This is a genomic window from Spirosoma daeguense, from assembly GCF_054776875.1.
Genome location: NZ_BAAHBF010000008.1, coordinates 240,745 through 266,646, shown reverse-complemented (window position 1 = coordinate 266,646; position 25,902 = coordinate 240,745). Strand labels below are relative to the sequence as shown.

22 protein-coding genes are annotated in these 25,902 nt (G+C 46.9%); 12 read left to right on the top strand and 10 right to left on the bottom strand.

What is annotated here, in order from left to right; translation table 11 throughout:
- The first annotated feature begins 5 nt into the window (after window positions 1–5).
- Window positions 6–1,343: an NAD(P)/FAD-dependent oxidoreductase gene (locus ACYVD4_RS25055; protein ID WP_460950375.1), complete on the top strand. Its 1,338-nt coding sequence runs from the start codon at window positions 6–8 to the stop codon at window positions 1,341–1,343.
- A 90-nt stretch (window positions 1,344–1,433) separates the two neighbouring features.
- Window positions 1,434–2,081 (top strand): sterol desaturase family protein, encoded by a 648-nt coding sequence (locus tag ACYVD4_RS25050; protein ID WP_460950373.1) that lies wholly within the window; start codon window positions 1,434–1,436, stop codon window positions 2,079–2,081.
- 68 nt (window positions 2,082–2,149) lie between these two features.
- On the opposite strand, the gene ACYVD4_RS25045 is transcribed toward ACYVD4_RS25050, so the two are convergent.
- The 7 genes from ACYVD4_RS25045 to ACYVD4_RS25015 form a co-directional block, all read right to left on the bottom strand.
- Window positions 2,150–3,214, bottom strand: coding sequence for a glycoside hydrolase family 43 protein (locus ACYVD4_RS25045; protein ID WP_460950371.1), 1,065 nt, complete (start codon window positions 3,212–3,214; stop codon window positions 2,150–2,152).
- A 78-nt stretch (window positions 3,215–3,292) separates the two neighbouring features.
- Window positions 3,293–4,816, bottom strand: coding sequence for a RagB/SusD family nutrient uptake outer membrane protein (locus tag ACYVD4_RS25040; protein WP_460950369.1), 1,524 nt, complete (start codon window positions 4,814–4,816; stop codon window positions 3,293–3,295).
- 47 nt (window positions 4,817–4,863) lie between these two features.
- Window positions 4,864–8,322 carry a SusC/RagA family TonB-linked outer membrane protein gene (locus tag ACYVD4_RS25035; protein ID WP_460950367.1) on the bottom strand — a complete coding sequence of 1,153 codons (3,459 nt, stop codon included), beginning with the start codon at window positions 8,320–8,322 and terminating at the stop codon, window positions 4,864–4,866.
- A gap of 33 nt (window positions 8,323–8,355) precedes the next feature.
- The gene (locus ACYVD4_RS25030) at window positions 8,356–9,396 is read right to left on the bottom strand and encodes a FecR family protein (protein WP_460950366.1); all 1,041 of its coding nucleotides are present in this window, start codon (window positions 9,394–9,396) and stop codon (window positions 8,356–8,358) included.
- Between the two features lie 99 nt (window positions 9,397–9,495).
- Complete coding sequence (locus tag ACYVD4_RS25025; protein ID WP_460950365.1) at window positions 9,496–10,095, bottom strand: RNA polymerase sigma factor; 600 nt, start codon at window positions 10,093–10,095, stop codon at window positions 9,496–9,498.
- Window positions 10,096–10,217: 122 nt separating this feature from the next.
- A complete protein-coding gene (locus ACYVD4_RS25020; protein WP_460950364.1) occupies window positions 10,218–10,544 on the bottom strand; it encodes a nucleotide pyrophosphohydrolase in 327 nt (108 codons plus the stop codon).
- Between the two features lie 137 nt (window positions 10,545–10,681).
- Window positions 10,682–11,917, bottom strand: a complete 1,236-nt coding sequence (locus tag ACYVD4_RS25015; RefSeq protein ID WP_460950363.1) for a M16 family metallopeptidase — start codon at window positions 11,915–11,917, stop codon at window positions 10,682–10,684.
- A 43-nt stretch (window positions 11,918–11,960) separates the two neighbouring features.
- Between ACYVD4_RS25015 and ACYVD4_RS25010 the strand changes: the two genes are divergently transcribed.
- Window positions 11,961–12,989, top strand: a complete 1,029-nt coding sequence (locus ACYVD4_RS25010; RefSeq protein ID WP_460950362.1) for a glycosyltransferase family 9 protein — start codon at window positions 11,961–11,963, stop codon at window positions 12,987–12,989.
- A 16-nt stretch (window positions 12,990–13,005) separates the two neighbouring features.
- Complete coding sequence (locus ACYVD4_RS25005) at window positions 13,006–15,192, top strand: alpha-galactosidase (RefSeq protein ID WP_460950360.1); 2,187 nt, start codon at window positions 13,006–13,008, stop codon at window positions 15,190–15,192.
- Window positions 15,193–15,224: 32 nt separating this feature from the next.
- On the opposite strand, the gene ACYVD4_RS25000 is transcribed toward ACYVD4_RS25005, so the two are convergent.
- From ACYVD4_RS25000 to ACYVD4_RS24990, 3 genes are all read right to left on the bottom strand, one after another.
- Window positions 15,225–15,962, bottom strand: a complete 738-nt coding sequence (locus ACYVD4_RS25000; protein ID WP_460950358.1) for an HNH endonuclease family protein — start codon at window positions 15,960–15,962, stop codon at window positions 15,225–15,227.
- A 6-nt stretch (window positions 15,963–15,968) separates the two neighbouring features.
- Window positions 15,969–17,198: an AAA family ATPase gene (locus ACYVD4_RS24995; RefSeq protein WP_460950357.1), complete on the bottom strand. Its 1,230-nt coding sequence runs from the start codon at window positions 17,196–17,198 to the stop codon at window positions 15,969–15,971.
- Between the two features lie 88 nt (window positions 17,199–17,286).
- Window positions 17,287–19,068 carry an ABC transporter ATP-binding protein gene (locus tag ACYVD4_RS24990; RefSeq protein ID WP_460950355.1) on the bottom strand — a complete coding sequence of 594 codons (1,782 nt, stop codon included), beginning with the start codon at window positions 19,066–19,068 and terminating at the stop codon, window positions 17,287–17,289.
- A 311-nt stretch (window positions 19,069–19,379) separates the two neighbouring features.
- On the opposite strand from ACYVD4_RS24990, the gene nusB reads away from it, so the two are divergent.
- The 8 genes from nusB (at window position 19,380) to ACYVD4_RS24950 (ending at window position 25,658) form a co-directional block, all read left to right on the top strand.
- Window positions 19,380–20,516: a transcription antitermination factor NusB gene (gene nusB, locus ACYVD4_RS24985; protein ID WP_460950353.1), complete on the top strand. Its 1,137-nt coding sequence runs from the start codon at window positions 19,380–19,382 to the stop codon at window positions 20,514–20,516.
- Between the two features lie 121 nt (window positions 20,517–20,637).
- Entirely contained in the window at window positions 20,638–20,940 is a 303-nt protein-coding gene (locus tag ACYVD4_RS24980) for a YtxH domain-containing protein (RefSeq protein ID WP_460950351.1), read from the top strand.
- A 108-nt stretch (window positions 20,941–21,048) separates the two neighbouring features.
- Window positions 21,049–21,510, top strand: a complete 462-nt coding sequence (locus tag ACYVD4_RS24975) for a DUF1573 domain-containing protein (protein WP_460950350.1) — start codon at window positions 21,049–21,051, stop codon at window positions 21,508–21,510.
- Between the two features lie 4 nt (window positions 21,511–21,514).
- On the top strand, window positions 21,515–21,832 hold the full coding sequence (yajC, locus tag ACYVD4_RS24970) for a preprotein translocase subunit YajC (RefSeq protein ID WP_460950349.1): 318 nt from the start codon (window positions 21,515–21,517) through the stop codon (window positions 21,830–21,832).
- An 88-nt stretch (window positions 21,833–21,920) separates the two neighbouring features.
- Window positions 21,921–22,637 (top strand): YbbR-like domain-containing protein, encoded by a 717-nt coding sequence (locus ACYVD4_RS24965; protein ID WP_460950347.1) that lies wholly within the window; start codon window positions 21,921–21,923, stop codon window positions 22,635–22,637.
- A gap of 42 nt (window positions 22,638–22,679) precedes the next feature.
- Window positions 22,680–23,285 (top strand): dephospho-CoA kinase, encoded by a 606-nt coding sequence (coaE, locus tag ACYVD4_RS24960; protein ID WP_460950345.1) that lies wholly within the window; start codon window positions 22,680–22,682, stop codon window positions 23,283–23,285.
- A 48-nt stretch (window positions 23,286–23,333) separates the two neighbouring features.
- Entirely contained in the window at window positions 23,334–25,001 is a 1,668-nt protein-coding gene (locus ACYVD4_RS24955) for an amidase (RefSeq protein WP_460950344.1), read from the top strand.
- 81 nt (window positions 25,002–25,082) lie between these two features.
- Window positions 25,083–25,658, top strand: a complete 576-nt coding sequence (locus ACYVD4_RS24950; RefSeq protein ID WP_460950342.1) for a DUF4136 domain-containing protein — start codon at window positions 25,083–25,085, stop codon at window positions 25,656–25,658.
- The last annotated feature ends 244 nt before the right edge of the window (window positions 25,659–25,902 follow it).

Here is a 25,902-nt window from a genome sequence, read left to right as displayed (position 1 = left end):
TACGAATGAACCCAAACATACCTAAAACAGATCGAAAACGAGTCGTCATTGTAGGCGCAGGTTTTGGCGGCTTAAAGCTGGCTCGCAAGTTATCCCGACGTAGTGAATTTCAGGTAGTTCTGCTTAATCGACATAATTACCACGAATTTCAGCCACTTTATTATCAAGTGGCAACTGCGGGTCTGGAAGCAAATTCGATTTCGTTTCCGCTACGAGCGGCATTTGGGAATTGTCAGAACGTTCATATCCGGGTTACCAACGTAACAAACGTGCGCACAGCCGATAAAACCGTCGATACAGAATTAGGGCCTGTTACGTACGATTATCTGGTTATGGCTACGGGTGCCGACACCAACTTTTTCAACCAGCAGAATATTATTGAAAAAGGACTGGCCATGAAGTCTGTATCTGAAGCTATTGCGCTACGTAACCGCATGCTTCAGAATTTTGAGGATGCACTGAGCGTTGAGACCCTTGACGAAAAAGAAGGGTTGATGGACGTAGTAGTGGTAGGCGGTGGGCCAACAGGGGTAGAACTCTGCGGTACGCTGGCCGAAATGCGTAAAACGGTTCTTCCTGCCGACTATCCAGAATTGGATTTTAAGATGATGGACATCTACCTCATCGAGTCGGGTGGCGAGTTGTTAGGGCCAATGTCAGTTCAGTCGCAGGAGCACTCGTTGAAGTATTTACAGGATCTGGGCGTGCATGTGAAACTTAATACACGGGTAAAAGACTTCGATGGACGTATCGTCACAATGAACGATGGGTCAACACTACGTACCAACAATCTGATCTGGGCGGCCGGTGTTAAAGCGAATCCATTGGCAGGTTTGCCTCCCGAAGTACTTGGCCGTGGCGGACGTGTTCAGGTGAATCGATACAGTCAGGTTCAGGGCTTTACAGACGTATTTGCCATTGGCGACGTAGCACTGATGACTGAAGAGAAATGGCCCAACGGACACCCACAGGTAGCACAGCCCGCCATTCAGCAAGGAAACCATTTAGCCAAAAACCTGCTTCACTGGGTACGTAACGAACAGCCCGAAGAATTTTTCTATAATGATCTGGGCACAATGGCAACCATTGGCCGTGGATTGGCTGTTGTTGATTTGCCATATTTAAAATTTCAGGGATTTTTCGCCTGGATAACGTGGTTATTTGTTCACCTGATGGCTATAGTTGGCGTAAAAAACAGATTGTTCATCTTCCTCAACTGGATGTTCAACTACCTGACATACAGCAACTCACTCCGTCTAATAATCCGACCTAAATTACCCAAGGGAGATGTGAAAGCCATGCAGGAAAAACTATCCGATCAGATCGAGGTTAATAAGACATAACCAAGATAGTAAACTAATTTTACTAATTAAAATCATCTCCTTAATAAAGATTTTCGTTGTATTTTTGCATTCTTAATTGAGTACAGCTTTATGGAATCGACCAAAGAAAAATTGCAAACGATGGCCGGGCATGGAAAAACCCGACCCAAAAATAGCGGCACCAAACAGTTATTTGATAACCCAATTCTGGAAGCGCTCTCTCGAACACATATTATGGTTCCTATCACTATGTGGCTCGTTTTGTCGGCTTTTCTGGTTTGGTACGCCTTTACATATACTGACATGACCAATAGCATGATTGGTCTTTTATTTGTGGTAGGATTGTTTTCGTTTACGTTGTTCGAGTACGTATTACACCGTTATCTGTATCACCTGGCACCTTCTACTCCACAACGGGCGAAAATTCAATACACGTTCCATGGCGTTCACCACGAATATCCGAAAGACAAAACCCGGCTTGCTATGCCACCAGCACTTGCTGTTATTGTAGCGGCTTTCTTTTTCGGTGTGTTCTTTCTGCTGATGGGAGAAGCGGCTTATGCCTTTTTCCCCGGCTTTCTGGTTGGCTATTCGGGTTATCTGGCTACCCATTTCATCGTACACGCTTACGCACCACCGAAGAATATCTTCAAGCAGTTGTGGATAAATCATAGTGTTCACCACTATAAAAATCCTGAAAGCAACTACGGCGTATCATCACCCTTCTGGGACTACGTATTCGGATCGTTCCAGAAATAGATTTCTTTATCAATAAAAAAGGCGGCAGAAACGTAATAGTATCTGCCGCCTTTTTTATTGACATTCTCTTATTCACCAGTTGGCCGTTTTATCCATTCAGTTAATGGTGTTGGTGTACCAAAATCAGGTGTGCCGTCTGCTTTCCACGTAAACGGTTGCATACGTACAGAACGTTGATCCCCACAGCCTTGCCCCGGCCCGGCATTAGCGTGGTAAACAAGCCAGTTCTGGGCTCCATCTGGCGTAGTGAAAAAGCTGTTATGTCCAACCCCATAGGCTCCATTACCGGCATTTGGCCCGAAAACAGGGTTTGCCGATTTTGTCCAAGCTTTAGGATCGAGCAGGTTAGCACTCGCGTCAGCCGTTAACTGACCAAGCGCGTATAAATCTGTACCGCAGAAACTAGCCGAATAAATCAGATAAACTTTGTTGTTGTGCACCAAAAATTCGGGGCCTTCATTCACACCAAATCCCTGCTTTTCCCACGCATAATCAGCCGACGACAGCCGGACGCGCGTTGCACCACTTTCTACCGTATATGGATTTGTGAGCTTACAAATATACAGGTGTTGCGAACCGCCCAAATCCGTTTCCCAACCCGACCAGGCAAAATATAATTGACCGTTTAGCTGCAACACGGTTCCGTCGATTGCCCATCTGTTTTCCGGCAGGTTAAGTTGCCCTTTATCGACCCAAGTCCCCTGAGTTGGGTCAGCCGAAGCATTTTCGAGCACAAACATCCGGTGCGTGGCATCAACACCATTGTTATCGGCCGCGTAATAGATGTACCATTTGCCATTCAGAAAAAAGAGTTCTGGCGCCCATATATCGCGGGAGTTTGGCCCCGAAGCAGGAGGAGTCCAGACCGTTACAGGCTGAGCCGAGGAGAGCCGACTCATACTACGTGTTTTGTAGATACGTAGGTTTCCGCCTGTGGTATGCATCACGTAGTAAAACCCATCTCTATACGTAACCCAGGGGTCAGGAGCCGCAGTCAGAAGTGGGTTCTGAAATTTCCCTACCGTATCAACAGTCGTTACAGGTGGCGTAGTTGAGCCTGGACCGGACGATTTACAACTGACAGCACCAGCCAGTGCAAAGGCCAATAATGAATAACCAAACCAGTTTTTCATACACGATTGAGTTAATAATAAAGCGACGAATCTCTAAACGTGTTAGAAATCCGTCGCGCTTTCTTTAGCTATCTATTGTTAATAATTTGGATTCTGAATCAGATTCGGGTTTAAATCCCGATCTATTTGCGGAATGGGCAGCAGTTCGCTTTTTCCTTTAACGAACGTAGAGAAAGCCGGATCGCGTGGAGCTAACTCAGGGCCTAAATCACCCCAGCGAGCCAGATCGTTCCAGCGATGACCTTCGCCCGATAACTCTGTGACCCGTTCGTGTTTCAACTGCGTCAAAAACTGTGCCTGCGTCAAGCCGGGTTTTGCCGCCGTAAGCGTAGGTAATCCGGCCCGTTGACGCACTACGTCGACATACGTATACGCTTGTGTTGTTTTGCCCGTAGCGTTGAGCGCTTCGGCGTACATCAGTAATACGTCGGCATAACGAATGTACCGCCAGTTGTTCGGTGAGCGATAGCCTTCTTCATTTTTCGTGGCATCGTTCTGAAACTTCCTGAACCACACGCGCTTGTTGTCATTGCCATAGCGCTGTGTGAATGTCTGGCCGTAAATCATCGTGAAACCGGGGCCACGTACGTCTGTCGAATCATACAGAAACGAAGCTGCTAAACGAGGATCACGAGCACCAGTTGTCGTTTTTTCGTAGAATTCACGCGTGGGCCACCGGCTCGCTTCACCATCAGACCAGCCAATGCCACTTGGCCCAAAAAACTGCGCCAGCGACGTACCGTAGTTTTGGTTGGGCGTTTCGGTATCATCATCGGTATACTCGGCGGGGTTAATCTGAAACTGCCATTCAAATACCGACTCCTTGTTATTTTCTGTAGTCGACAAGAAGTTATCTCTATAGTTGGGCATCAGCGAATAAATGCTCTTTCCATCGCCTTCTACCAGCCATTGTAAAGGTGTAACAGCATCGGCATACTTCTTCTGTTGCATCTGTGCACGCGCCAGCAACGCATAAGCCGCTCCCTTCGTAGCCCGTCCCAGATCAGCCGAACCATACGTAGTGGGCAACGTAGCAGCCGCTTCGGTAAGGTCTTTTTCAATCTGCGCCCACACCTGCGCACTAGTAGCCGAAGCAGGTTTATCACCCACTACGGAGGTTTTTAGCACAAGTGGTACGTTTCCCCACAGCGTAACCAGATGGTAGTAATACATCGCCCGCAGGAATTTAGCCTCACCGATATAGCGGTTTTTTAACGTAGCGTCCATCTGGATATTCGGTACGTTGTCGATCACCTGGTTGGCCCGGTTAATGCCAATATAATTGTCGTTCCAGATACCCGTAGCGTTGCCGTAGTTATAATCCGTTATCAGGAACTGGTCCATGTTATTCACGATATCGGTTGCCGGACTCTGGCTCCGTCCTTCATCCGAACGGATGATGTAATAGAATGGCATCCAGCGCGAAATAGCGCCCCGGTGTGTGGTGCTGTAGACAGCATTAACCCCAGCCAGCGCATCGGCTCCTGTTTTCCAGAACGATTGCGTGGTAAGCTGGTTTGGATTCACAATATCTAAGCTTCGGTCGCAGGCGGTAAGCAGCGATATAGCAGCCAGCCCCAGACAGATAAGGTTCTTTTTCATAAGTAAAATGAGTTGTTGAACGTAACGACGACGTAGTACTTTATGCCTTAAAAATCACCGGTTATACCAACCGAAATCACGCGGGGTGAAGGCCAGTGTCCGTTATCAAGACCGCGCTCCTGAATATTCGATCCCGTTACGTCAGGGTCGAGACCCGAATAGCTCGTAATGGTGAACAGATTCTGCGCACTCACAAACACCCGTGAATTGCGCACCTTGATCCGGTTCAGAAACGCCGATGGAAGTGTGTAGCCGACCTCTACGTTACGTAGCCGCACATACGAGGCATCCTCCAGCCAACGGTCGGTATAGCCAAAATTATTGGAGATAATTCCCTGATCGCCAGCTTCCAGACCGATACGTGGATCGGTAGCACTTGTGTTCGACGTCGACCAAGGATTAATATCCCGACGGAAGTTTACATTCTGGTAGCTGTCTAACCCGCGACGAACGTCGTTGTAAATTGTGTAGCCAAACACGCCCAAGAATTGAACGTTCAGACTAAACTGCTTATAGCTGGCGTTGAACTGGGCACCTGCCTGCAATTTCGGCCAGGGCGAGCCTACAAACTGACGGTCGTCGTTCTGCGTAATTTGCCCATCGCCGTTGGCATCAACGTACTTAATATCACCGGGTTTAGCATTCGGCTGAATCACCTTGCCGCTTGCGCTTTTATAGTTGTTGACTTCTTCCTGCGTCTGGAAAATGCCCGCCGTTTTCAGTACGTACCACTGCCCAACCGGATTACCTACTTTCGAGCGCGTGTTTCCGCTCTGAATGTAATCGGTGTTTTGACCCTGATTGCCAATGTTTTCGACCCGGTTTTTGATGGTCGTAAAATTACCTGATACGTCCCATTTCAAAGCGTGTTCGTTGTTTCGGTACGTTGCCGAAAACTCGACACCCCGGTTGCGAATAGACGCCGTATTTACATATGGATTGCCCCGAAGATTTCCCAGATAACCCGGCACAGCCAGATTCAGAATAGCATCGGACGAGAGCGAATTATATACGTTGATTTCAGCCGTAACCTTGTTGTTCAGGAAACTGGCCGACACGCCATAGTTTTGCGAAATCCGCTCTTCCCAACGTAGCGACGGGTTTGCCAGTTGCGCCTGATATGCACCAACGTTCGCCGTTTGATCGACCCCGAAAATAGTGCGCGGATTGCTGTTGATGAACGCCGTATATGGGAACGAACCCAGCGTTGGCACCACAATGCCCAGCTTACCATACGAAGCATTCAACTTCAGGTCTGAAATCCAGCTAACCTTGAAGAATGGCTCCTGACTAATCCGCCATGCTCCGGCAACCGACGGAAAGAAACCGGTACGGTACTCCGCTCCAAAACGGGAATCCTGATCGATACGTCCGGTCAGCGTCAGCAGGTATTTATCGTTGAACGCGTAGTTGATACGTCCGAGGTAACCCAGAATCCGGTAGTACGTTCCTGTGCCTCCAGCCGAATTAGATATACCCGTTGCGGCATCAATCGTAGTAAAATACTGATCGCCCGACGTAGTAAGATTTGTACGAGCACCCGTTGTGCCATCGCGCCGGGCCGTTTGCTGGCTGATACCGACTACGCCGTTAATAGCGTGCGCGCCAAACGTTTTGTTGAAATTCAGCGTATGTTCGAACAACAGACTGTAATAGCGCGACCGATCTTCACTAATCGAACTAGGGACTACAGCCGCGTTGTACTGATAAACGCCAATTTTGCGGAGGTTCTGGGTATAATCGAAGCTTACTTCCAGACCCGCGTTGGCACGATACGTTAGCCATTCAGCCAGTTTTACGTCCAGAAATGCATTACCGACCAGTTTGGCAAAATTGCTTTTGTTGGAAGCCAGATTCCGAGCCGCTACGGGATTATAGTTATACGTAACAGCGTCGGGGTACGTACCAATGCCGTAACCAGCCGGATTCGTTGCACTTACGTAGCGCGGGTCTTGCACCGGAATAACTGGTAACATCCCGGCCATGTCGTAGATGGGGTTTCCGGCCGGAAAATTCTCTACACTCGAATTGGTTATCAGTGCGTTTTCGCCGAAGGTAAAACGGCCGAACTGGCTTTTTGTATTGATCCGCAAGCTGGCCCGGTCGAAGCCACTTCCAATAACGTAACCGTTGTTTTTGAAATAGCTGCCCGAAATCAGATACGTACCGGTTTTGGTACCACCCGACAGTGTAAGGTTATAATCCTGCAAACTTCCGGTACGTAGCACCTGATCCTGCCAATCGGTGTTAATATTCGGATTGAAGCTGCCCGTCGCTACGCTCGCCGGAGGAGTCTGTCCAGAGTTCTGGTATTGTGTGCGCTGGAGAGCGGCAAAACCGGCCGCATCCATCATATCCCAACGTTTGTAAACGTCCTGTGCGCCATATTTAGCAGAAAACGAAATTCTAACCGGACCTTCTTTCCCCTGTTTGGTGGTAATAATAATAACCCCGTTTGCCGCCCGCGAACCGTAAATTGCCGCTGCCGACGCATCTTTCAACACCTGAATCGATTCAATATCATCATTATTGATCGTTACGTTCGCATCAGCAATCATACCGTCGATAACATAAAGCGGTTCCGTGTTGAGGAAGCTGGCAACGCCCCGAATCTGGATGGAAGCCTGCTGACCGGGCACGCCCGTGTTACGTACCGTTACACCCGGCGACAACCCCTGAATCGACTCAGCCAGTGAGTTAGCAGTCACTTTATTGGCCTGTGTCGGACTCACTACGTCGTTGGCTCCCGTCACGTCCCGTTTCCGAACGGTCTGGTAACCAATCACAACCACTTCGTTAAGCGTTCTATCGTCCGGAACAAGTTTTACATTTACCACCCCGTTGCTACCAATTGGCACATCCTGCCGCGTATAACCTACACTCGATATGGTTACCGTAGTAGCGGCATCGCTGACGTTCAATACAAAATTACCCTCGGCATCGGTTGTGGTTCCGTTGGTGGTTCCCGTTTCGATGACGTTTGCGCCCGGCAAACTCTGGTTATTTTCATCGGTTACGTTTCCGGTAATACGTCTGACCTGTGGCGCGTTGACCGCTTGTGTTACCGTTTCAGTACGTTCGCTGGCTATCGGCACGGCCACTTCTACCGGGAGACCAGCGTTTACGTTTTTTTGTAAAGGAGCCTGAATAGCAAACAGTTTGTCGGTCACTTTACGATACCGTAGCCCTTGTGAATCCACTAATTGGGTCAGTGCCTGCTCCAGCGAAAGGCCGTCCAGGTTCAGTTCCGTTTGCCGACCGGCTAACAGTTGTTCATCAAACGCAAAATTGATAGTAAATCGACGCTCAAGCTCCGTAAGTGCTTTTTTCAGCGAACGGGCTCGATTCGTACGTGGGCTTGTCGGCACTTCTGGCACCGTCTGCTGCTGGCTCGTTGTGCCTTCATAACCTCGATGAGCGCGGGTCAGAAGTTGCGCAACGGAGGGCTGCGGCATGGTATAAACCCCGACCAATAGCATGGAAAGGACAATATACTGGTTCTTCATAGGTTGTCGCGGGTAAAATTTGTTGGTAAGAAATTAGGGGTTATGTCGTAAACTGATCCGGTTGCCATCGCGCTGAGCAGTAAGGTCGAATGTGAGCGAAAGGGTGGTCAGTAAAGTTTCGATGCTCTGGTTCGAGAGGTTTCCTGTAAACCGTCGGTTCGCCAGATCGCTATCTTCAAAGACGATTTCCAGCCCATACGTATCGCGGAGCTGCTGCGCAATGTCGGCCAGCGACGTATTGTCAAAAACAAATTGATGGTCGACCCATGAGGTATGTAGTTCGGGTTTCTCTTCCCGGATTTCTACGTTTTCAATGCTTGGCTTTGTGGAAGCAAACTGACCGGGTTTCATATCGATGATACGTCCAGACGGCGCATCGGGCTTCGACAATTGAACTCGGCCCTCTACCAACGTTACAGCTGTACTTCCCCGGCGGGTATTCACGTTAAACTGCGTTCCCAGTACAGTAATATCGAGGCCGGGTGTATGAGTAATAAATTTCACCCGTCCTGCTACGTTCTGTTTTTTTGTCACCTTGAAAAAACCTTCCCCATCGAGCCAGACCTCACGAGATTCTTCGTTGTCCCACTGATCGGTGTAGGTAAGGGTAGAGTTCCCATTCAGCAATACGGTAGACCCATCGGGTAGTGTTACATTCCGGTTTTCGCCAAAAGCGGTATGGATCTGCTGTTGTTTCGGTAAGAGCTGATAGTAAATAATGCCGCCAGCAATTAATAGCAGGCCTACTATTGATGCGGCAACCTGCCAAATGGCTTTGGGCCGTTGCCAACCCCAAAGTGGCTGCACAACTGACTTGACAGCCTGATCGTCAAAAGCTCGTTCGACTACCTGCTGAATACGTTGCTGACTGGCGTCGGTAAGATCGTCATAGCGGGCATTCAGGTGCAGCAACAGTGAAGCGGCTTCATCAATTATGGCCTGCTTATCAGGATTTTTCAGCATAAACGTGTGCCAGTACGTCATGTTGATTTCGTCGGGCTGAAAAACCCATTTACGAAACGCTTCATCAAGTACAAAGTCACGAAGGGTAAACTGCTGGTAAGACTTCTCCATACGGTGATACGTGTCCATTTATCACCAGAAGAAAATAATAAGTCGAATTATCCCTCGGAAAGAGAAAATTTTTTAGCAGGAAAATGATAGAACCCTTGCTTATCGACTACTGGCTATTAACAACAGCATCAGCAAGTCGGCGGACATACGTTTCTGGAGGGAAGCAATGGCTTTGTAGATCACTTTATAAGCCGATGTGGTTTCGATACCCATGATACCCGCAATTTCCTCGTAACTCAGATTGTCGAAAAATTTCAGGAACAGCGCTTCTTTCTGCCGGGCGGGAAGCTGGTTTAATTCCCGCAAAACCGCTTCCGACTGCTCCTGACTTATTTGCGAATCGAGCCAGGTCGGTTCGTAATAAAACTCAACCTTAAAATCGATCTGCTCTTCGCTTCCCGACAGGAAACGCTGCTGCCCGTTCAGCTTACGAACGATTTCGCGCCGAAGGGAGCGCATGAGGTAAAATTTGATGGAATCGGTCTGGCCGAGCCGTTCGCGGGTTTCGAGGATGTTTAGAAATAAATCCTGTAGGCAATCTTCGGTTAGCTGGCGATCCTGCGCAATTTTATAGCCATAGTTATAGAGCAAGCGGGCATATTTTTCATACATAAACGAGTAAGCCACTTTACTGCCCTGCAGAAAATCGTCCCAGATTTGCGCATCCGTAGCTTTATCGTAGTTGAGTAACGTATTCACCCTTGATGAAGAAAAAATCGTAGATAAATCTACACTTTTTTACCTATAAATCTGCTACGTCCACATAGCCTTTCTACTACTATTTCCTTTTATTCTACTATAAATACGCTTGAGAAATGGATTTATTTCAGTTTCTCGTTATTCAAATGCCGGGTAGCATCACGGATGTTTTTCTTGGCCAGATTCTTCTCAAACGCTTCCGTCAGGTCGATTCCGGTTTGGTTAGCCAAACAGATAAGCACCCACAAAACGTCGGCCATTTCGTCGCCCAGATCTTTCTGTTTATCCGATTCTTTTTCCGATTGCTCACCGTAGCGTCGGGCAATAATTCGGGCTACTTCGCCTACTTCTTCGGTCAACATAGCCATGTTGGTGAGTTCGTTGAAGTAGCGAACGCCTACAGTTTTTATCCAGTCGTCGACGGTACGTTGAGCTTCATTGATTGTCATAGTTATACTTGATTGCCAATAACTGAATGAGTAACTATTGTGGCCCGAACAGGCTCCGGCTGTTTGAACTGAATGCTGATCGGAAGTTATAATTACTACTTCCCAATCAAACAGCCGGAGCCTGTTCGGGCCTTATCTTATTTTTCTGGTACAAATGTGAGCGAGCTAAACTGATTTTCGTCGAACGCTTCCTGCGCCAGATCCTGAAGCTGCTCCGACGTAACGGCTTTTATATCGTTGAAAATATCCGTCAACGCTTCTACCCGGTTGATGTCGAGCAGACTCTTGGCCATCATCAGCATAAAACTATTGTTGCTTTCTTCGGCCATTGCCAGTTGCCCTATCAGTTGCTCTTTGGTCTGATGCAGTTGCAACGTAGTAAGCGGCTGCTCACGAAGGCGTTTCAATTCCTTCATAATCAGCGATTGCGCCTTGTCTACTTTTTTAGGGTCGGTGCCAAAATAAATACCCAGAAAACCGGTGTCGAGATAAGGCGTATAACTGGCGTCAATCGAGTAAACAAGACCGTATTTTTCGCGCAGATTCAAGTTCAGCCGCGAGTTCATACCGGGGCCGCCAAGCAGGTTCACCAGCATAAAAAACGGTAACCGACGTACATCCGTCAGCCCATAAGCCGGTCGTCCTAGTGCACACTGAGCCTGCGTAATCGGGCGCTCCACACGCGTATGACGTGGTACGTAGTCGGTCGGAGTTTTACGTAGACGTATCGATTGCTGAGTTGGTACGTCGCGCAGGTATTTTTCGGCAAGTTTTACCACCTGTTTAAACGGCAGTTTGCTCACCGATGCAAATACGATCCGACTGGTATCATAATTCTCGGCAATGAACCGCTGAAGGTCTTCGCGACTAAAGGACGATACGGTTTCGGTCGTGCCCAAAATATTTCCGCCCAACGCATGGTTCGGAAACACAAGCTCATCAAAATCGTCCTGAATGGCATCTTCGGGCGAATCGTAATACATCGCCATTTCTTCCAGAATCACACCCCGCTCACGTTCAATCTGTTTTTCGGGAAATACCGAATGAAACGTAATATCAGCCAGCAATTCGGTCGCTTTTTCAAAATGGGCGTCGAGAACCGATGCGTGAAAACAGACTTTTTCTTTGGTCGTATACGCATTCAATTCACCGCCAACCGTTTCCAGTCGGGTAATGATGTGGTAGGGTTTTCGTTTCTCCGTACCTTTGAAAGCCATATGTTCCCAGAAATGGGCTAGTCCCTGCTGATGCGGCTGCTCGTCGCGGCTCCCGATGTCGAGCATAATGCCGCAATGAGCAATCTGAGTATGTGGTATTTGTTTATGCGCAATTCGAATGCCGTTGGGCAGGGTATAAACTTCGTAATCTTCCATTCTAAATAATTTACGCAGTCATAACGACGTATTAAGCGTACTGATGATAACCACAACCACTTCGCCCCGGTTCCTGATTATACAAACCGCCTTCATCGGCGACGTCATTCTGGCTACCGCTCTGCTCGAACAATTTCACGCGGCCTGGCCCGAAGCAACACTCGACGTACTGGTACGTAAAGGAAATGAAGGTTTATTGGCTAATCATCCGTTTTTGAATGACGTATTGATCTGGCATAAAAAAGGCACTAAATATCGGGATTTGTGGCGATTGCTACGTATCGTTCGCAGCCGAAAATACGACGCTGTGCTGAATCTGCAACGATTTGGCACGATGGGATTGCTTACTACGTTGTCGGGTGCTGGTCAGACGATTGGCTTTTCGAAAAATCCGTTTTCCCGCTTCTTTACCCATCAGGTCGAACACCGATTCGAACCGGGCGTACACGAAGTTGATCGTAATTTCGCACTGCTTAAAGCACTGGATGCAAACCGGGCCGCTTCTGTCAGTGCTACGTTGGCGCGGCCCAAATTGTATCCGTCGGGAGCAGATTATGAAGCCGTAAAATCATACCAGCAGCAACGCTACATCTGTATGGCTCCGATGTCGGTCTGGTTTACCAAGCAATATCCTCCCGAACGATGGGTAGAATTAATTCAGGCATTGCCCGAAAATCTGACAATTTATTTATTAGGAGCCCCCACCGATACAACTGATTGTGAAAAAATCAGGCAGGCAACCGGACGTAGTGAAAGAGTAGTGAATCTGGCGGGAAAGTTGAGTTTGCTACAATCTGCCGCGTTGCAGCAAGAGGCAACGATGAATTACGTAAACGATTCGGCACCGCTGCATTTATGTTCGGCCATGAATGCCCCTACAACGGCTATTTTCTGTTCGACGGTGCCTGAATTTGGTTTTGGTCCACTGGCCGACGTATCGCGAGTGGTTCAAACGCCCGAAAAACTTGACTGCAAACCTTGTAATTTACATGGTAAGACGGCCTGCCCACTCGGTCATTTTCGGTGTGCTCTGGATATTCGCGTAGAAGAACTGGCGAAACTGGATTTTTGATGACTTTTTTCTTCAGATGATACGTATCTATTTACTGTTCAGTTTTTGGCTGCTATTGCTAAACGGATTTGGTCAGACAAATTCTTTGCCGGTTTACCAACATAACGCCTTTAAAGGAGATTGGCTCATTCAGCCCGTCTCACAGAAAGCGGGGGTTTATCAGGACAACAACGGTAAAGATTTGGTAGTAGCAAATGGCTTAATCGCCCGACGGTTTCGAGTTTCGCCCAATCTGGCTACGGTTGATTATCAGCATCTGGTTACTCAGGAGCAGTTTGTACGCTCGATACGTCCCGAAGCGATGCTAACGTTGAATGGAAAGACGTATCGCGTTGGCGGACTTTACGGCCAGAAAGAACATGCCTATCTCCGCGAAGAATGGCTCGATAGTTTCACCGCAAATTCAACCGATTTTCAGTTTAAATCCTTTAGCGTTACGTCGCCGAAACCATATATCAATTGGCAGTCACGTACTTGGACATTAAACAAAAAACAGCCATCAGGCAAAGAACTTACGCTACTGTTTCAATCCAGTCTTCCTGAATTAAAAGGCATCGACGTAGCCGTTCACTACGTCCTTTACGATGGCATTCCGACACTTTGCAAATGGGTAACGATTGAGAATAAAAGTCAGAATCCACTACGTATCGATCAGGTTGTGAACGAAATTCTGGCAACGCCCGAAGAAGAATCGGCGGTGGTTGGTAAGCCCGACCAGATGAAGAAACCGCAGCGTATTTATATCGAGAACAACTTTGCGTTTAACAACGCCATGCGCTACGATCTATCGGATCAGGCCACGCACTGGAAAACCGATTCACTTTATACCTCGCAGGTCAATTATAATTACGAGACGCCCTGTCTGCTCGAAGTATATCCGACGCTCGGCATCGGTGTTACGTTGGAACCCGGCCAAACGTATACGTCGATACGTAGCAATGAGCTGTTGCTGGATTCATACGACCGCGAACGCAATGGATTAGCGCGTCGTCGTTTCTACCGAACCGTTACGCCCTGGACTACGCAGAATCCTATTTTCATGCACCTTGTCAGTACTGATCCTGCGGTGGTTAAACGCGCCATCGACCAATGCGTAGAGACGGGCTATGAAATGGTGATTCTCAGCTTTGGCAGTGGTCTGAACATGGAAGACGTCAGCGATGCCAACATCCAGAAATTCAAAGCACTGGCTGATTATGCCCACAGCCGAAAAATTCTGCTTGGTGGCTATTCACTATTCAGCAGCCGCCGGATTGACGATGAAACCGACGTAATAGACCCCAAAACCGGCCTTCCTGATAAAGGAGCGTTTTTCGGCCATGCGCCTTGTCTGGCTAGTCAGTGGGGAATCGATTACCTGAACAAACTAAAGAAATTCATTACCGAAACTGGCTTCGATTTGCTTGAACATGACGGTCCCTACCCCGGCGATGTCTGTGCATCGACCAAACATCCGGGCCATAAAGGATTGGACGATTCGCAGTGGGTGCAAATGGAAATGCAGAAGGGGTTTTACCGATTTCTGAACGAAAAGGGCATTTACATCAACGCGCCCGACTGGTATTTCATGGATGGTACAAATAAGATTGCGCTGGGCTATCGGGAGGTCAACTTTTCACTATCCCGCGAGCAACAGAAACTCCTGAATCGACAGAATATCTTCGACGGTACGTGGGAGAAAACACCCGCGATGGGCTGGGGATTCGTACCGCTTACCAAGTATCAGGGCGGTGGCCCCGAAGCGGTTCTGGAACCCCTCAGTGAGCATCTTTCTGATTATGAGCAACTGATGATGCAATATTACGGTGCTGGCGTACAAGCCTGTTATCGCGGTCCACGTTTATACGATACTGACGAAACCAAACGTACCGTAACAAAGGTCATTGACTGGTACAAGAAATACCGAACCATTCTCAACGCCGACCTGATTCACCTACGCCGTGCCGACGGCCGCGACTGGGATGGTTTCCTGCACGTAGACCCAAGCTCAAAACAGAAAGGGCTGGTTATGCTTTTCAATCCACTCAAAACAAAGATTTCACGTACCATTACGTTGCCACTATACTACACCGGCCTCCACGAAACGGTCCTAATACGTCAGGGCGAAGGCAAGCCCAAATCATACCGACTAAATCGAAATTACGAAGTCGAATTAACCGTAGAGCTAGCTCCCGAAAGCTACGGCTGGTGGGTGATTGAGTAAGCTCTTGCTATGGTTTTGATTCAATTCATGCGTCAAACCAAATCCCGAAAATTCGCGCGAACCATAAGAGAATATATTGCAGACGATTTACCAATTTCTTTAAAATGCTCTCGAGCATTTTGGGCTTGTGGCCCATCACCTCTTGCTACCGCAGCCAGAATACGTAATGTCTTTAAATAGACAAAACGATCATCTTCTAATTCTGGCCTCTCTAAACCTGTTCGTTTAATCGTTTCAATACCTTTTTGAGAACCATTTACCGGTTTGATAACTTCACCCACAAAAGTTAGATGTTCAGCAGGATTATCTAATTCTGGATGAATTAGTAAACTATCCTCCAATCGAAAATCTTCACTATGCGAGCGAACACGTTTGTTTTCGTCGGCAAGTGGAAAGTAGTTCTTTTTATAAACCTGATTGCAAATCTGACAGCAGTAAAATAGATTGTAAAAGTCGTAAGCAAGCCAATAATAACCAGGTGTCTGTAATGATTGCAATTCATCTTTTTGAAAACCACCTTTCGGTCGAAAATGCTCAACATCACCATGTTCAACATGCGCAATATGGTCTTCACAGAAACAACATTTCCCATGTTGCAATTGACGTAGCAACACTTTGACAGATTTATGTCCATAAATGCTACTATCAAACTCAAACGTCGGAGTACCAGCTTCAGCTCTCTGAATTAACGCATTTGTTGCCATTCCGCCCCGACCTTCTTTTGTGAGTATTGCCGGAACATCAACTGTTGACTTATCAATTTTTACCACTTGTAATTATTGCTTGATAAGTGCCTGGCTTATAATATCTAAAGCTTTAAGGGCTTCGCGAGACTCGCTAACGGGCAAGTTGCCTAACTCTTTTTCGAGAGCATTAAACTCTGCCTTTTCTTCGACGGTCATTTCATTTTGCCGTAGTAATGCCCGGCGACGTTTCATCTTTTCTTCTACGTCAGGTGAACGGCCACCGATACCTCCAAATAAGTCACTGCTTAAAATCTGGTCGATACGCCAGCTGTGTACATCAATTCCATCAGCAACATGGGTTTCATCGCCTTCTCGTTTCAATAGAATAATATTCGCATCCTCTGCCGATTGCACAATCAACGGGCTATGCGCCGTAACAATAAATTGTGTATTGGGAAACGTATCAGTTAGAAACTGAATAATGGTACGTTGAAATTTAGGATGTAAATGCAAATCAATTTCATCGACTAAACAAACGGCGGGTTCGGCAAGTGGATTTTCGCTATTTGAGTAATAACTAAATAAGGTTTTTGCAAAGTCAACTATCCAGGCAATTAGCGTTTTATAACCTAGACTTAATTCCCGCATCATCACATCTCCGTATTGAGTTTCAAAAAATACAGTTGCCGAGCTATTATAGCCTTTAGATTTAATTTCTTCAACCTCTCCTCTAAAGAGTTTTAGTAAAGACCGCTTCACTAATTCGTAATAGTCTTTAGAATTGTTACCCTTTAAATAATTTAGCTCTGCTTCCAATAACCAAGATTCTGCACTGGTCAAATGAGCTGTTTCATTAAATAAGCTGACAACCGTATTTGTCTGGTCTTGCACATTTTCAGGAGGCCCTATTCGCCTTGCCGCTCCATAAGCACAAAGAACAAATTGCTCTCCAAGTTCATTGTAATTTTTAGCTAAATAACTTGATGATACAAATAGGCCAACATTCTTAAAAGCTTGTAAATTAATATTACTGAATAGGTCAAAGCTCTTTTCTCCAGTATCAATGATTCCTCTGATTGATGGACGCTCACCGTTATTTCTAACCATTGGAATAATATCGCTATTGGTAGCTCTACCTGTAATAACGGCCAGGGCTTTCAGGACAGTTGTTTTACCTGTTCCATTATCTCCCAGAATTACATTCCACTGAGCTATCTTACCATCCTTGCCAGTAAAATCGACTTTCTGATTCGTACCGAAAGAGCGGATGTTTTCTAATGAAATGCTTTTGAACCAGACGCGGGGATTTCCTGTAGCCATACCCAATTAGTAATAGTACTATTACAAAACAACTCAGGCGAAGATACCAACTATCTCCGCCTGATGACAATCAAAATCTATAAATCAATTACACTTCCTCCGTTTGCAACTGTTTTTCGTAGAGTTCGCGGTAGGCGCCGTTTAGGGCAAGGAGTTCTTCGTGAGTTCCCTGTTCGATGATTTCGCCATCGTCGAGCATGATGATGTGGTCGGCAAGTTTGGCGGAGGAAACCCGGTGCGAAATCACGACGGACGTCCGGTCGGCCATGATACGTTGCAGGTTGTTGAGAATGATGTTTTCGGTGTTGGTATCGACAGCCGACAGGCAATCATCCAGAATCAGGATTTTAGGATCACGGGCGATGGCGCGTGCAATACTCAACCGCTGTTTCTGACCGCCCGACAACGTAACACCACGTTCGCCCACACGCGTATCGAACTGCTCGGGGAAACTCAATACGTTCTGATACAAATCAGCATCACGTAGCGCCTGATCTACCCGCTCCTGTGGCAAATCGGGTTTGCCAAAACGAACATTGTTACTGATGGTTTCGGAAAATAAGAAGACGTCCTGTGGTACGTAGCCCATCTGCTCACGTAGCGAGGTCAAATTATAATCTTTAATTGGAATATCATCGACCCGAATTTCGCCATTTGTTACGTCATACATCCGGGTCAGCAGATTGGCCAGCGTACTTTTCCCTGACCCCGTCGTACCCAGAATCGCTACGCTTTCGCCAGCCCGAACATTCATCGAAAAATCTTTGATGGCAACAATTCCTGAATCGGGATACACAAACCGGACGTTCTTAAATGTAATACCCCCGCTGATGATATGTTGCAGATTTTTCTGCGAAACGATATCGGTTTTTATCCGTAAAAACTCGTTGATACGTTCCTGCGATGCAGCCGCCCGTTGTGTCTGACTGGTCGTCCAGCCGAGCGCCATTACGGGCCAAGTCAGCATATTGACGTAGAGAATGAACTCGGTGATATTACCCGGCGTAAGCCGACCAGCCAGAATTTCCTGCCCGCCCACATACACAACCAGTACGTTACTCAACCCAACCAGAATGGCAACGATGGGAAAAAACAGCGAATCGACACGAGTCAAACCAAGCGATTTGGCACGGTACTCATCACTTTCAATCGCAAACTTAGCGGCCGAGTTATCTTCCTGCACAAATGCTTTCAATACCCTAATTCCCGAAAACGCTTCCTGTACATACGTCGACAAACGCGACAATGACCGTTGAATTTCTTCCGAGCGTTGAATAATAATATTGTTGACCAGATAAATGGCTACCGACAGAATCGGGAGCGGAAGTAGTACGTACAACGATAATCGGGCGTTAATGCTCACCATGTAGCTGATAACCAGAATAAACAGTACGATCAGGTTCAGACCATACATAATACTTGGCCCAATGTACATACGCACTTTACTCACATCTTCCGAAATCCGCGCCATCAAATCGCCGGTGTTATGCTGACGGTAGAAGCTGAGCGGGAGTGTCTGGTAATGGTCATATATCTCGTTTTTCAGATCGTATTCAACATGCCGTGACATAACAATAAGCGTCTGACGCACCAGAAAAAGAAAAAACCCTTTCAGCAGCGCCATCACTAGCGTGAGTACACCGAACAACAGAATACTGACCCCGAAAATGGAATACAGATCGGCTTGCAGCGGAGATTTGTCGTAGAGATAATATACATCCAGTGTTTCGCGCACCAGATCCAGCGCATAACGTACTAATTGCGCCGGAAAAATGCCAAACAGGTTGGAGATAATCGTGAAAATCGTTCCCAGAATTAGGTACCACTTGTACTTAACCAGGTATTTGTTGAGATAAGCTAGAGCTTTCACAAAGACGTCGACAGGCTTTATTTCCTAACCGTAGGGTGTTCGGAAAAGTTGCAGAGGAAAAAGCGTAGGGCTTGGGGCAGGGGTGGCAAGGGGCGGTGTAAGGATGGAATGGCCAAAAACCGTTTGTACTATTCAGGTCATGCATTCCCTAAAAACCCTTCTCCAAGCTATCCCTGACCCATGCCCCGCGCTTTTTCCTTGCCATTTCCAGCAAAAAGCTTTAATTTTGTAGAAAAATCAGTTCTTTTTCCTACCGGCAGTTTATCAGATTCAGGCAGATGCTCAATAGGCGACTACTTCGAATAAAGGTCATGCAGGCACTCTATGCGCTTCGACAGGCCCAATTCTCCAATCAACAATTAGCCATCGATGGCATCAATGACATTTTTCAGCCAGATCTCAACTCGATGGAGCCGCAGAATAAACGGCAACTCGAAGGTTACAGAAAACTAGCCGAGGTACTCTTTCTGGAAGCTATCAAAACCAATCAGCCCGCTCAGGATAACGAGGCTCCACGGCAAGTTCTGAAAGCCGCCAATGATGGTTTTATCTTCTATCAGGCTCGCACTAAAAAAGACCGCACCCATCTGTCGCAGATGATGATTAAGCAGGTCAACGGAATTTACGACGATTATTTGCGAGTAATGCTGCTGCTGGTCGATCTTGGGCGTGCAACACGTGTTGACCGTGAGCGTCAGTATCGCGATCCCGATGAAACACCTTTCCCATTTGAATCGGATCTGAACGATAACACCGTAGTGCAGGCACTGGCCGAACATCAGCCACTACGTAACGAAGCACTTCGCCACAACATTACGTGGGCCGACGATCTGCCTTTTGTCAGAAAAGCCGTGCGTGAAGTGCTTAAAACCGACGATACGTATCGGGCCTATTGTGACCAACGTACCCACACCGCCGACGAAGATCAAACATTGGCACAATACGTGCTTAGAACTCTGATATTCAAGCATGAAACCATTCGTGGACATTTGGCCGAAATTGATTTGAGTTGGGCCGAAAACAGTGAGGTAGTTCGTGGGCTGGCAATTCGAACGTTGAAATCGGTTCATAGCGCAACGGGTTTGCAACTTGAACCGCTTACCGACGATTGGGAAGAAGATGAGTTATTTCTGAATACATTATTTCAGAAATCAATCGAGAACGAGACCGAATATGAACAATTACTGGCCGACCAGCTTCAAAACTGGGACGTAGAGCGCGTAGCGATACTTGATCAGATCATTCTAAAACTGGCTGTTTGTGAGCTACTAAGCTTCCCAAACATTCCGGTGAAAGTAACGATTAATGAATATATCGAGTTGGCAAAGGGCTATAGTACGCCTAAAAGCGGTAAATTTGTCAATGGAATACTAGATAATCTGTCGGAGAAATTACAAGCCTCTGGCCGTTTACGCAAAAGCGGACGTGGGCTACTGGACAATAAATAGAGTTATGTAGTCGTAAAGTTGTAAGCCGGGCTACCGGAGCGGATGTAAAATGGTATACCATTGAAACCAACTCTGCCCTACTTAAAACTCTATAACTCGAAAACCTTATAACGTTAGTGACATGAACAGACTTGGCCGTGATTTAACCTTTTTACTGACCGGTATTGCCGCCGGTTCGCTCCTTGGCATGCTCTATGCGCCCGACAAGGGGAAAATTACCCGCGACAGACTTTCTTTTCGCTTATCGAAATACCGGGAACAGATCAATATGCTGCTCGATGATTTAGGAAACTCCGTTGATTTACCCGAAAATTCGTCGAAAAACGAAGGGCAACGGGTAGTTAACGATGCCCGCGAAAAAGCAGAACGGCTGCTGGAAGATGTTGACAAACTAATGGCCCAAATCAAACAGCAGAACGCATAAATGTTTAGTTGTAAAGTTATAGGGTTATAAAGTTGTAGCGTTAATCAAGACGTAACGCTACAACTTTATAACCCTATAACTTTACAACAACTTAATAACCCAATAGAAATGCATCTTAAAAAATGGTTGCTTGTAGCCGCTGTAGCCTTTGTTAGTGCTGGGCAAATAGGCTGCGATAACCGACAGCAGGGTGAAACCTCGAAACAGGAAGCTTCTGGAAAAATGCCCAAAATCACTTTCGATCAGAAAGAGATTTTTGACTTTGGTAGCCTTACCGAAGGTGACACGGTTGAACACATTTTTGCCTTTACCAACACCGGCGAATTCCCGCTCATTATCAACAACATCACAGCTTCCTGCGGATGCACTACGCCCGACTGGCCGCACGAACCCGTAGCTCCCGGTGCAAAATCATCAGTACGTGTCCGCTTCAATAGCCGGGGCAAAAGTGGTGAACAGAACAAAACCATTACCATCTTTGCGAATACGGAACCAGCCATGACCGATTTGCATTTTAAAGCCATGGTGAACGCCAAAACTACCTCATCCCAAGAGTCAAAACGTAACTAACTCTATGTATTCCATTCTTTTACAAGCCTCTACCGGTTCAAATACGTCGATGATTTACAACGTATTATTGTGGATCGGTATCATCGGTATTTTTTACTTTTTCATGATTCGTCCGCAGCAGAAAAAGCAGAAAGACCAGAAAAGCTTTGTCGACAACATGAAGAAAGGCGACAACGTAGTGACTATTGGCGGGCTGCACGGAAAGATTGCTTCGGTCGATGGAACGACTGTTACGCTGGAAGTAGATCGTGGCGTAAAAATGACGTTCGAGAAAACGTCTATTTCACGCGAGGCTTCTAAACCAGCCGAAGAAAGCAAGTAACTTCAAGGTTGTTTCATGTTCCAGATTCTGGTTTAGTCGGTAAAATCTGGAACATGAAACCTGGAATTTGAAACGTGTCCTCCCCTCTGTGAGCACCCATACGCAAAACGTCCGCTCTTTCCAACCAGTCAAAGCGTTGCTCTGTTTGGGAGCTGCTACGTTGTTCTGGTTTCTAAGCGAGTTAAACAAACCGGGTTACACACTCAATGTTGAGTATCCGATTCGGTTTGTCTATAATGACTCGCTCTTTATACCAACGTCGCCATTGCCACGCACCGTACTGGTTAACGTATCAAGCGACGGTTGGGGACTGTTACGTCATTCGTGGTTACCTTTTCGGACAGAGCCGATTAACTACGTTGTTAAAAATCCGTTGCAGACCAATGCCATTAATACGGCATCCCTTACGGCATCATTAGCCGAACACTCCAAAAAATTACACGTTAACCATGTGATAGCCGATACAGTGGCGATTAGTTTCGACCGTCGCTTAAGCAAAACGGTTCAGTTGAAACCCGATAGCGCACATATAAATCTGGCCCCTCGCTACGTTGTTTCGAGCGTTATTAACCTGACTCCCCGAACCATCCAGATTGAAGGACCGGCCAAACTGGTCCGTGGCTTGCCCGATACAATACTGGTCAGAATACCTCGAAAACGTATCGCTGATAATTATGACGAAGAGTTGCCCGTCAACTCATTACGTCATCCGTTACTACGTGCCAGCGCCGACCGGGTGGCCGTGAGTTTCGAAGTGGGTGAATTATTGTCGCCACCGACTAGTACTACAAAAGCGAAGAAATAGGCTACTACGTTTATTGTTTGTCTTTGCCTCCTGCACTCATTTATGACTCCACTTCAAATAGGCGTAACGGGCGGTATTGGCTCTGGCAAAAGTACAGTTTGTCATGTTTTTCGGGCTTTAGGCATTCCCGTTTACGAAGCTGACGAACGCGCTAAATGGCTCACTGAGCACGATCCTATTCTAAAAGCTGATATTAGCCGCGTTCTTGGCAGTAATGCTTATGATGCGTTAGGGCGTTATAATCGGGCATGGGTGGCCGCACAGGTATTTGCAAATCCCGATCTGCTAAAAGCGTTGAACGCGGTTATTCATCCGCGCGTATTTGCCGATACAGATTTATGGGTGAGTCAGCAGATTGGGAAGCCCTACGTCATTAAAGAAGCTGCGATTATGAAAGCAGCCGGAGATAATAACTCCCTCAACAAAGTGATTGTGGTTCATGCACCTGCCGAACTACGTATCGAGCGCATTCACAAACGCGACCCGCACCGCTCGCGCGAGGAAATTCTCAACATTATTGCCCGTCAGATTACCGACGACGACCGGTTTAAGCTGGCCAACTACGTAGTACACAATGACGAAAGTCAGTTGTTAGTGCCACAAATCATTCGATTACACGAAGAATTTTTACGCCTACAATCGGCTTAGTACGTGCATTGCATTAATTTGGGTTATCACTTCTGAATAACCTGAATTATGAAACAATTTTCCCTTCTTCTTGTCGCCTGCATTGGTAGTTTTTTACTTGGAGCTTTTGTCAATAGCGATGACGACAAAAAGCCGATAACTGCCGATATGGTCAACGTAGCAGCTCGAGTTTTCGGCCTGGAATTTACGCCTTCCGAACGGGATTCGATGCTCGATAATCTGAACAATGCCCGGCAAAATTACGAGGCACTGCGTAAAATTGATCTACCGAACGACGTAGCACCGGCTCTTTATTTTAATCCATTACCGTCTGGTTTTGTGATGCCAATCGGCGCATCGTCGTTTAAAGCATCGGCCCCCGAGAAAATCGTCCTATCCAAAAATCGGGAAGAGCTAGCGTACTACACAGTTGGTCAGTTGGGCCAGCTTATCCGAACCAGACAGATTTCGTCCGTTGAATTAACAACATTTTTCCTGGAACGGCTCAAGACTTATGACGCTAAATTACATTGCGTAATCTCGTTGACAGATGATCTGGCACTACGTCAGGCCCGACGTGCCGATGCCGAATTGAAAGCCGGAAAATACCGGGGGCCTCTACATGGCATTCCCTATGGAGCTAAAGATTTGCTGGCAACCAAAGACTACAAAACGACCTGGGGAGCAGACCCATACAAAGACCAGAAAATTGATATGGACGCTACGGTAATTCGAAGACTCGAAGAAGCCGGAGCCGTGCTTTGTGGTAAAATGACGCTGGGTGCGCTGGCCATGGGCGACGTCTGGTTCGGTGGCATGACCCGTAATCCATGGAACACGAATAATGGTTCCAGTGGCTCGTCGGCCGGATCAGCCTCAAGCGTATCGGCAGGTTTATTGCCGTTTGCCATTGGCACCGAAACACTGGGCTCAATCGTTTCACCATCAACGATTTGCGGTACCACTGGACTACGCCCCACGTTTGGCCGTGTCAGCCGTCATGGGGCAATGGCGTTGAGCTGGAGCATGGATAAAATTGGGCCAATTACCCGGTCGGTAGAAGATTGCGCGCTGGTTTTCAACGCTATTTACGGCCCCGATGGCAACGATCCAACGGTTATGGCAGCCCCCTTTCGTTACGCTCCTTTGGTCAATTTAAAAGGTACGCGAATTGGCTATGTCAAAAAAGCGTTTGAAAGCAATTATCCTAACCGTTCCAACGACTCACTCACGCTACAAACGCTACGTAGTTTGGGCGCTGAATTAATTCCTTTTGACTTGCCAACGGAAGTGCCAGCCAACCGAATATCGTTCTTATTGGGTGTCGAAGCGGCTGCTTCATTTGATGAACTTACCCGTTCGGGAAAAGATGATTTACTGACTCGGCAGACTAAAAATGCCTGGCCGAATTCTTTTCGTTCTTCACGGTTCGTTCCGGCTGTTGAATACATTCAGGCCAATCGGGCACGTACCAAGCTCATCAACGACATGGCCACGCAACTCAAAAAAGCCAGAGTAGATGTATACGTATCGCCCACGTATGCCGGTGGTAATCTTACGCTTACAAATTTGACTGGCCATCCGTGTGTCGTGCTGCCGAATGGTTTCTCCAAACAGAATCTGCCGACCAGCATTACGTTCATGGGACAACTTTTTGAAGAAGGTAAAGTACTGGCTGTGGCCAAAGCGTATCAGGATGCTACGTCCTGGCATAAAAAACATCCCGTTTTGTACTAACGTAGTAAGGTGCCAAAAGCTCACATGAATCAAACATCCTCAATGTCTATTCGTTTTATAGACAAATAGACAACAAACGTTATGAAAGGATTCGTGATGATGATCGGCCTATTGGCTGTAGCTTTTGGCTGCTCGCCCCGCGTAGCGGTCGATAAAAGCAGTAAAGCTGACTTTAATAAGTATAAAACGTTTACATGGATGGACTCAGACGTAAAAGCAGGTCAAAATCCGGTATATTATAATCAGTTGGCAACGGAAAGTGTTGAAAATACGATGAGTAGTGTATTGCAGGAAAAAGGTCTGAAAGAAGATAAAAGTAAGCCTGATTTGCTTGTTGGATACCACTTCTTTGTAGAAAACAAAACACGTACTGTTTCTACACCTTCTTCATCTATCTACGGCCCCTATCTAGGCTGGGGGCGTTGGGGTTATCGTGGCTGGGGACCTAGCTGGTGGGGCTGGTCGGCACCTCAATATCGGGAAGAAAATTACAAAGCCGGGACACTGGTCGTTGATATGGTTGATGCGAAAACCCGCAAACTAGTTTGGCGTGGATCAGTTGAAAACGCATTGGCAAACCCTTCCCGTATTACAGCTCAACTGAGCCGGGAAGCCGAACGTATTGTCGAGAAATTCCCCGAAAGTGCCGGCGAATAAGTATTGATTATCAGTACTCAAAGCTCGCAGTAGATTAATGTTCTACTGCGAGCTTTTTTTGTTTATATCACTTGTCATTATTCTCAATACGTTTTGTGACGAATGTTACCAACCCCGTCTAATGGCTTGTCGTTACAGTAGGTCAAAATCCTTAATCAGCGAAACAAAGGCCAGCTAATGTAGCTTATTGGCCATCCAAACAATAGATTAGGTTTCTGGTTTCAACCCTGAATTACTGAACGCA

Bases quoted from the DNA above. Each gene is read 5' to 3' on its own strand.
- yajC (WP_460950349.1), top strand. From the start codon at position 21,515: ATGTATTCCATTCTTTTACAAGCCTCTACCGGTTCAAATACGTCGATG.
- ACYVD4_RS25050 (WP_460950373.1), top strand. From the start codon at position 1,434: ATGGAATCGACCAAAGAAAAATTGCAAACGATGGCCGGGCATGGAAAA.
- ACYVD4_RS25040 (WP_460950369.1), bottom strand. From the start codon at position 4,816: ATGAAAAAGAACCTTATCTGTCTGGGGCTGGCTGCTATATCGCTGCTT.
- nusB (WP_460950353.1), top strand. From the start codon at position 19,380: ATGCAGGCACTCTATGCGCTTCGACAGGCCCAATTCTCCAATCAACAA.
- ACYVD4_RS24980 (WP_460950351.1), top strand. From the start codon at position 20,638: ATGAACAGACTTGGCCGTGATTTAACCTTTTTACTGACCGGTATTGCC.
- ACYVD4_RS25035 (WP_460950367.1), bottom strand. From the start codon at position 8,322: ATGAAGAACCAGTATATTGTCCTTTCCATGCTATTGGTCGGGGTTTAT.
- ACYVD4_RS25010 (WP_460950362.1), top strand. From the start codon at position 11,961: ATGATAACCACAACCACTTCGCCCCGGTTCCTGATTATACAAACCGCC.
- ACYVD4_RS25055 (WP_460950375.1), top strand. From the start codon at position 6: ATGAACCCAAACATACCTAAAACAGATCGAAAACGAGTCGTCATTGTA.
- ACYVD4_RS25020 (WP_460950364.1), bottom strand. From the start codon at position 10,544: ATGACAATCAATGAAGCTCAACGTACCGTCGACGACTGGATAAAAACT.
- ACYVD4_RS25030 (WP_460950366.1), bottom strand. From the start codon at position 9,396: ATGGAGAAGTCTTACCAGCAGTTTACCCTTCGTGACTTTGTACTTGAT.
- ACYVD4_RS24975 (WP_460950350.1), top strand. From the start codon at position 21,049: ATGCATCTTAAAAAATGGTTGCTTGTAGCCGCTGTAGCCTTTGTTAGT.
- ACYVD4_RS25005 (WP_460950360.1), top strand. From the start codon at position 13,006: ATGATACGTATCTATTTACTGTTCAGTTTTTGGCTGCTATTGCTAAAC.
- ACYVD4_RS25015 (WP_460950363.1), bottom strand. From the start codon at position 11,917: ATGGAAGATTACGAAGTTTATACCCTGCCCAACGGCATTCGAATTGCG.
- ACYVD4_RS25045 (WP_460950371.1), bottom strand. From the start codon at position 3,214: ATGAAAAACTGGTTTGGTTATTCATTATTGGCCTTTGCACTGGCTGGT.
- ACYVD4_RS24995 (WP_460950357.1), bottom strand. From the start codon at position 17,198: ATGGCTACAGGAAATCCCCGCGTCTGGTTCAAAAGCATTTCATTAGAA.
- ACYVD4_RS24950 (WP_460950342.1), top strand. From the start codon at position 25,083: ATGAAAGGATTCGTGATGATGATCGGCCTATTGGCTGTAGCTTTTGGC.
- ACYVD4_RS24955 (WP_460950344.1), top strand. From the start codon at position 23,334: ATGAAACAATTTTCCCTTCTTCTTGTCGCCTGCATTGGTAGTTTTTTA.
- coaE (WP_460950345.1), top strand. From the start codon at position 22,680: ATGACTCCACTTCAAATAGGCGTAACGGGCGGTATTGGCTCTGGCAAA.